The organism is Streptomyces sp. (assembly GCF_036524955.1).
Lineage (GTDB): Bacteria > Actinomycetota > Actinomycetes > Streptomycetales > Streptomycetaceae > Actinacidiphila.
The window spans coordinates 1-6,291 of the sequence record NZ_DATDBG010000276.1 but is presented as its reverse complement, the minus strand read 5'-3'; the positions used below and the strand labels follow the sequence as shown (position 1 = coordinate 6,291).

Annotated in this window: 4 protein-coding genes and 1 pseudogene; 2 read left to right on the top strand and 3 right to left on the bottom strand. The window is 72.2% G+C overall.

Features of this window, described 5'->3' with window-relative positions; translation table 11 throughout:
- Window positions 1–38 precede the first annotated feature (38 nt).
- From VIW71_RS22340 to VIW71_RS22330, 3 genes are all read right to left on the bottom strand, one after another.
- On the bottom strand, window positions 39–1,760 hold the full coding sequence (locus tag VIW71_RS22340; protein ID WP_331624277.1) for a tetratricopeptide repeat protein: 1,722 nt from the start codon (window positions 1,758–1,760) through the stop codon (window positions 39–41).
- 548 nt (window positions 1,761–2,308) lie between these two features.
- Window positions 2,309–3,124: a DUF899 domain-containing protein gene (locus VIW71_RS22335; protein ID WP_331624275.1), complete on the bottom strand. Its 816-nt coding sequence runs from the start codon at window positions 3,122–3,124 to the stop codon at window positions 2,309–2,311.
- Between the two features lie 462 nt (window positions 3,125–3,586).
- The gene (locus tag VIW71_RS22330) at window positions 3,587–3,817 is read right to left on the bottom strand and encodes a hypothetical protein (RefSeq protein ID WP_331624274.1); all 231 of its coding nucleotides are present in this window, start codon (window positions 3,815–3,817) and stop codon (window positions 3,587–3,589) included.
- A gap of 342 nt (window positions 3,818–4,159) precedes the next feature.
- Between VIW71_RS22330 and abc-f the strand changes: the two genes are divergently transcribed.
- Complete coding sequence (gene abc-f, locus VIW71_RS22325) at window positions 4,160–5,794, top strand: ribosomal protection-like ABC-F family protein (protein ID WP_331624273.1); 1,635 nt, start codon at window positions 4,160–4,162, stop codon at window positions 5,792–5,794.
- Between the two features lie 79 nt (window positions 5,795–5,873).
- A pseudogene (locus tag VIW71_RS22320) lies at window positions 5,874–6,291 on the top strand (ATP-binding cassette domain-containing protein); the annotation flags it as partial.

Genomic DNA, 6,291 nt, shown 5'->3' with positions numbered 1-6,291 from the left:
AAAGCGGCGTCCGCCCTTGCTCCGTATCGGCGGCCCGCCTATACAAAGGGCGCCCGGTAGACGAACGACGGGAACGGGTCCGCCGTAGCCCGCTGCCACGCCCGCCTGACCTCGTCCGGGGCCAGCGCGCGAGCCCGGGCGAAGGCAGTGAGGCAGGCTGCGTGGACATCGGTCTGTTCGGCGCGCCGGGTGAGGGCGAGCAGGTGGCGCAGGGCGCGGACGGCGTCATCGGATCGGCCCGCGGTGAGGTGGGCCTCGGCCATCATGCGGAGGGTGTCGGCGAGGTCCGTGAGGATGGCGGCGAGCGCGGCTTCGTATGCGTACGACCCCGGGTCGGCGTCCTCCATGAGCTCCCGCAGGACAGTCTCGGCCTCCTCGTAACAGGCCAGCGCCCCCGCTTCGTCCCCGGTACGGCGCAGGGCACGGGCGAGGGTTCTCAGGCGCTGGGCGGTCAGGGACTGGTAGGTGTCCCAGTCGGACTCCGCCAGCCGGCGGGTGATCGCCAGGGCCTCGCGCGCGTTGGCCACCGCGTCGTCCCCGCCGCCTGCGCCGCGCTGCCGGATGCTGAGGTTGGCCAGCGTCCGGGCCAGGTCTGGTTCATAAGCCTGGGGATGTCGCCCGGCGGCACGACGGTAGGCGGCAACGCTCCGCTCGGTGGCCTCGACGGCCTGGCGGCGGGCGCCATCGTGCCAGTGGCGGAAGGCCAGGTCGTCCAGGGCCCGGGCGAGCCGCGGCTCGTAGGCGTCGGGCCGGGTGCCGGTCAGCCGGGCGCACAGGTCGGCCAGCTCCCGCAGAGCCAGCTGCTCTCCGGCGGGCGCGTCCAGCCTGCCGAGGTGGTGGGCCAGGCACTCCAGTGCCAGGACGAGCCAGGGCTCGCCGGTGGCCGGATCTCGCTCGGCCAGAGTGCGGCACACAGCCACGGCCTGCTCGGCGGTCTCCCGTGCCCGGGAAAGGTCGCCGGTCGCGCCGTGGCACCAGGCCAGGTCGGTCAGGAGCCGGACGCGCAGCGGCAGGATCTCGGGGTAGAGACGCAGGACGGGGCTGTCGCACCACTCCCGGGCGTCCGCGCCGGTCTCGACGGCCTCGTCGCACCGGCCCAGGGCGCGCAGTCCGCCGGTCAGCTCGATCAGCACGCGGACCTGCACCATCCGGACGCGCAGTAGCTGCCGCAGGGACATGTCCCGCATCGGCACGGCGCACTCCTGGTAGGCGGTCACGGACTCCGCCACGCGGCCGAGGCGGCCCAGCACCCAGGCGCACGTGCGCTGGGCACCGACGAGGTTCTCCAGCGGTCTGTCCCTGCGCCGGGGCATGGTGTGCCGGTACGCCGCCACGCATTCCCGGGCCACGGTCAGGGCCTCGTCGAGCCAGTCCGTCTCCGCCAGGGCCAGCGCGCGGACGTGGAGGGTGTAGGCGGTCTGCGTCGGGGACGGACGGGCGCCAGGGACGGCCAGGGACTCGTCCGCAACGGCGAGCGCCTCCTCGTAACGGCCGTTCAAAAGCAGTGCGTTGGCATACAGGGCAAGGGCGCGGGCCAGGCCATCCCGGTGACGCCGGCGGGGGCGCCCGCGGGTCACAAGGGCGCGGTACACCGCGACGGCCTCCTCGCCCCATGCGAGCCGCCGCGCTGCCGGCTGCGGCCGTACCAGCACCCACCGGGGCGCGAGGCACCGCAGCAGCGCGGCCCCGAGCAGCGGCCCACCCGCCCGTGTGCTGACCCGGGCCAGCGCACGCGGCAGCAGGATCCGCACAGCCCCCATCCGCTCCTCCTCACCCCTCACAGGAATGACGGCCGGGCCCCCGCCCTGGTTGCGCGCCGGAGCCGGAGTGAGGCAGTGCAGGTCGCGTCCTTGGTACTCGGCCGCTTTCTCGGCGCACTCGTCGCTCTCTTCGTCCCCGGCAAAACAATGAGCCGCGACGGGGATGTCGGCGGCCCGACCACGCCGATCTCGTGTGGTGACCTGCGCGGATTCAGCGGCGGGTTTCCGGCTCGCGCAACAGTGCCGCACCCCTTGGCGCAACCGACAGGCGCAGCACTTGGCGCAACAGAGGTGCAGGGCCCGGGGTGTCAGCGGTCCACGACCGGGAGGCCGGCCAAGCCGGACTCGAGCATGATGCGGTACTCGGACGATACGTGCACCCGGACTCCTGGTAGTACTGGCAAGCCTGGACATGCCCCTCTCCTACCAGGAGTCCTTCACCTTCCCGGCGAACCGCCCACCGATCGAGCGCGCGGGGGCCGTTCGCGTCGTCCGGAGGTTCCGCCCGGCACCTGACACCTTTTGCCGACGCCGTCGACGAAGGGGCGTCAGTGGTGGTGGCCGTGCCGGCCGAGGGTCTCCACGGGGGTCGCGCCGGGGCGGGTCCACTGCGGCACGGGCCGGCTGGTCGGGCCCCAGGTGGCGACGCCGTCGGCGTCCGAGCGCCAGTACCAGCAGGCCTGGCGGCCCTCGGACGGGTGCCCCTCGCGGACATCGCCGATCACGGGCCAGCCCTCGGGGTTGTCCTCCCACGCCTCGCCGCGGCCGTAGGGCGTCATGTCGAGCAGGCCGAGGGACCCGTTGACCGGCTCATTGCCACGGCCCGTCGTGGAGTAGGTGAGGAACACGCGGTCGCCGTCGCGCAGGAAACAGACGATGTGCCCCATTCCTCCACCGACCGGTGCCTCCACGCCCCGTACCGAGTACCAGGGCTGGGTGTAACCCATGAACTCGACGTAGGGGGCCACCTCGTCCCACGGGCCCGAGGTCAGGACGGCGAACGAGACGCCCCGGGCGTTGAGGTAGACGGCGTCCTTCACGTGCCAGGCCGTGGTAGTGCAGCCCTCGCACTGCCCCTGGTACGGCGCGCCGTCGTACCACATGTGCTGGTAGACCACGAGCTCCTCGCGGCCCTGGAACAGGTCCAGGAACGGGACCGGCCCGTCAACGCCGGTGACCTCGACCGTCCCGTCGAGCTCCACCATCGGCAGCCGCCGCCGGGCCGCGGCGATCGCGTCGCCCTCACGGGTGTGCGCCTTCTCGCGGGCCAGCAGTTCCTCGCGCGCCGCCTGCCAGGTGGCCAGGTCGACGACTGGCGGCTTGCCGGGGAGGTTGCTGCTCGCGTTGCCGGGCGTGGTCGTCATGGTGTCCTCCGTGGTGTCTCGTGCCGGGCAGCGTCGTACGACGTCCTACGACGCTCACCAGAACAGACTCGCGACCCGGCCGGAACTCATCGCGGCAGGGGGCGCCCCCGGCCGAGCCTGCACGGACCACGTCGGGCTGACAAGTTCACAGGCGCGCTCTCAGGGGGCCTGGCCTCTGATTTCTTCAGCCGCACCGGGCGTGTCCCGCATACGACCGCTCACCATCACTTCGCCTCGCCGCCGGACAGGACGGCAGCAGCCGGCCCTGGTAAGCGGGGAGAGCATCACCGTCCGCGGTGCAGCGGGTCAGCGTCGCGTCATGCAGGCTCAGCTGCCAACGGTGCGGCCGGTCTGCGCCCACCGGCCGTCTTGAGTGACCCCGAAGCTGAGCCGCCAGGGCTTGTGCCCCTCGGCTTCGCAGTCGGCCCACAGCCTGATCGTCGCGTTCTGGTACTGCCGCCGTCAGCGGACCCGACCCTCCCGGAACCGGTTCGTCTTGCGTTCGGCTTCGGCAGCGGCCGCCGCCTCCGCGGCCTTCCCCGCCTCGCACCGCCCATTGGCCGCTGCCCCCTCATCGCCACCCGCGGCGGCATCGAACTCACCGCCTGCGCCAAGGCGGTACGCCTCCACCGGTGCAAAACCGGCAACCACCACCAGCGGCACGCACCGGCCCACCCGCAGTCCGACCAGCATGATCCGCACTCCGAAACACTGACACGACCACACCGAAGCCCTACCGGCGAACCCCCACAGATCATCACGACCGGACGGCCGCCTGGTCCGACGGTTTGACCCGCTGTGCGCCCCGGTCCGACCCCTCCGGTTGCTAGACTGCAGCGGGCGTTGACCGTTTGTTGAGGAGAGCCCAGACATGGTGGTGGACGACGACATCTCCGGGTGATGCCCGGATCCGACAGGCCGCCGGCCGGTGCCCAGGAGCGCCGCCGCAGTGGCCTCGCAGTCGTCCCCACTATTTCGTATGTCTGCCGGGGCAGAGGTGTCTCTTCCCTGTCCCCTCCCCACGAGGTCGCCTTCATGTCCGACGCTTCCATCGTCTGCTCGAACCTGTCCTTCACCTGGCCCGACGACACGCCCGTCTTCCAGGACCTGTCCTTCACCGTCGGCACCGGCCGTACGGGCCTCGTCGCGCCCAACGGCTCCGGCAAGAGCACCCTGCTCAAGCTGATCGCCGGTGAACTGCGGCCCGGCACCGGGGTGATGTCCGTGGCGGGCACCCTCGGCTTCCTCCCGCAGTGCCTCCCCCTGACTGGCGAACTCACCGTGGCCGAGGTACTGGGCGTCGCCGCCGTGATCCGCGCCCTGGACGCCGTGGAGTCCGGCGATGTGAGCGAGGAGCACTTCACGACCATCGGCGATGACTGGGACGTCGAGGAACGCACTCACGCCCAGTTGGACCGCCTCGGCCTGACCGGCCTCGCCCTGGACCGGAGTCTGAGCACCCTCAGCGGCGGCCAGGTCATCTCCCTCGGCCTCGCGGCGCAGCTGCTGAAGCGGCCTGACGTGCTGCTGCTCGACGAGCCCACGAACAACCTTGACCTCGACGCCCGGCACAAGCTCTACGACGTGCTGGAGGACTTCAACGGCTGCCTGCTCCTGGTCAGCCACGACCGGGCTCTGCTCGACCGTATGGACCGGATCGCCGAACTCGACCGCGGTGAACTGCGCTTCTACGGCGGCAACTTCGCCGAGTACGAGGAGGCCGTGCGGGCCGGGCAGGAGGTCGCCGAGAAGAACGTGCGCAACGCCGAACACGAGCTGAAGCGGGAGAAGCGGGAGATGCAGCAGGCCCGCGAACGCGCCGAGCGCCGCGCGAGCAACGCCGCCCGCAACCTGAAGAACGCCGGCTTGCCCCGTATCTTCGCCGGCACCATGAAGCGGGGCGCGCAGGAGTCCGCGGGCCGGGCGGGCCAGATGCACGCCGACCGGGTCGGCGAGGCCAGGTCCCGGCTGAACGAAGCCGGGCGGTCGCTGCGCGAGGAGCAGCGCATCACGCTGGACCTGTCGGACACCAGCGTGCCCGCCGGACGCAACCTGTTCCTCGGCGAGCGGCTTCGGATCCGGCTCGGTGGCAAGGACGTCTTCGCCGGCCAGGGCGTCGACCTCATGGTCCGGGGCCCGGAGCGCATCGCGCTGACCGGTCCCAACGGTGCCGGAAAGAGCACGCTGCTGCGCCTGCTCAGCGGCGACCTGACGCCGGAGGGCGGCGAGATCAAGCGGGCCGACGGGCGCATCGCCTACCTCTCGCAGCGCCTCGACCTGCTGGAGTGGGACCGCACGGTCGCCGAGAACTTCGCCGCCTTCGCCCCGGACCGGCCGGAGGCCGAGCGCATGAACCTGCTCGCCCGCTTCCTCTTCCGGGGCACCCGCGCCCATCTGCCCGTCGGGGTGCTGTCCGGCGGCGAGCGGCTGCGCGCCACCCTGGCCTGTGTGCTGTGCGCGGAGCCGGCACCGCACCTGCTGCTCCTGGACGAGCCGACGAACAACCTCGACCTGGTCAGCGCGGGCCAACTGGAGATCGCCCTCAACTCCTACCATGGGGCTTTCGTGGTGGTCAGCCACGACGAGCGGTTCCTTCGCGAGATCGGCGTCGACCGGTGGCTGCGGCTGGCCGGCGGCGAGCTGAAGGAGACGGGGGCCCCCGAGGTGTGAGCCGCCGACGTGTCGACCTGGCCCGCGTCCGGGGCAGCCGCCCCGCGGGCCGCACACCGATCACGTTGGGTGGACCTCCATGCCCCAGCCGGCCCTGCTCGCCCACGACCTCGTCCGCGTCCTCGGCACCCGGCGGGTGCTCGACGGCGTCTCCCTGACCGCCTCCCCTGGCCACCGCATCGGGCCGATCGGGGAGAACGGCGTCGGTGAGTCGACCCTCTGCGTCTGCTCGCCGGGACGGACGAACCGGACGCGGGAAGCGTCACGTGCCCCTTGGCCTGGGGTTCCTGCAGCAGGAGATGCCGTTCGACGCCGACGCGACGATCGCCGACGTACTCGACGACGCCCTGCGCGAGGCCCGGGAACGCCTCGCCGAGCGGCTCGCCTGGACCCCGCAGGGCTCGGCCGAGTCGACCAGGCCCTCGATCGCCTCGTCGAGCCGCTGCCGCAGCAGCCCGGGGCGGCGGGCTTCGACCTCGACTGCGGTGTGCGGGTCG

What these genes read in the sequence shown, in the direction of transcription:
- VIW71_RS22340 (WP_331624277.1), bottom strand. Translation starts at nt 1,760, where the DNA reads ATGGGGGCTGTGCGGATCCTGCTGCCGCGTGCGCTGGCCCGGGTCAGC.
- abc-f (WP_331624273.1), top strand. Translation starts at nt 4,160, where the DNA reads ATGTCCGACGCTTCCATCGTCTGCTCGAACCTGTCCTTCACCTGGCCC.
- VIW71_RS22335 (WP_331624275.1), bottom strand. Translation starts at nt 3,124, where the DNA reads ATGACGACCACGCCCGGCAACGCGAGCAGCAACCTCCCCGGCAAGCCG.
- VIW71_RS22330 (WP_331624274.1), bottom strand. Translation starts at nt 3,817, where the DNA reads ATGCTGGTCGGACTGCGGGTGGGCCGGTGCGTGCCGCTGGTGGTGGTT.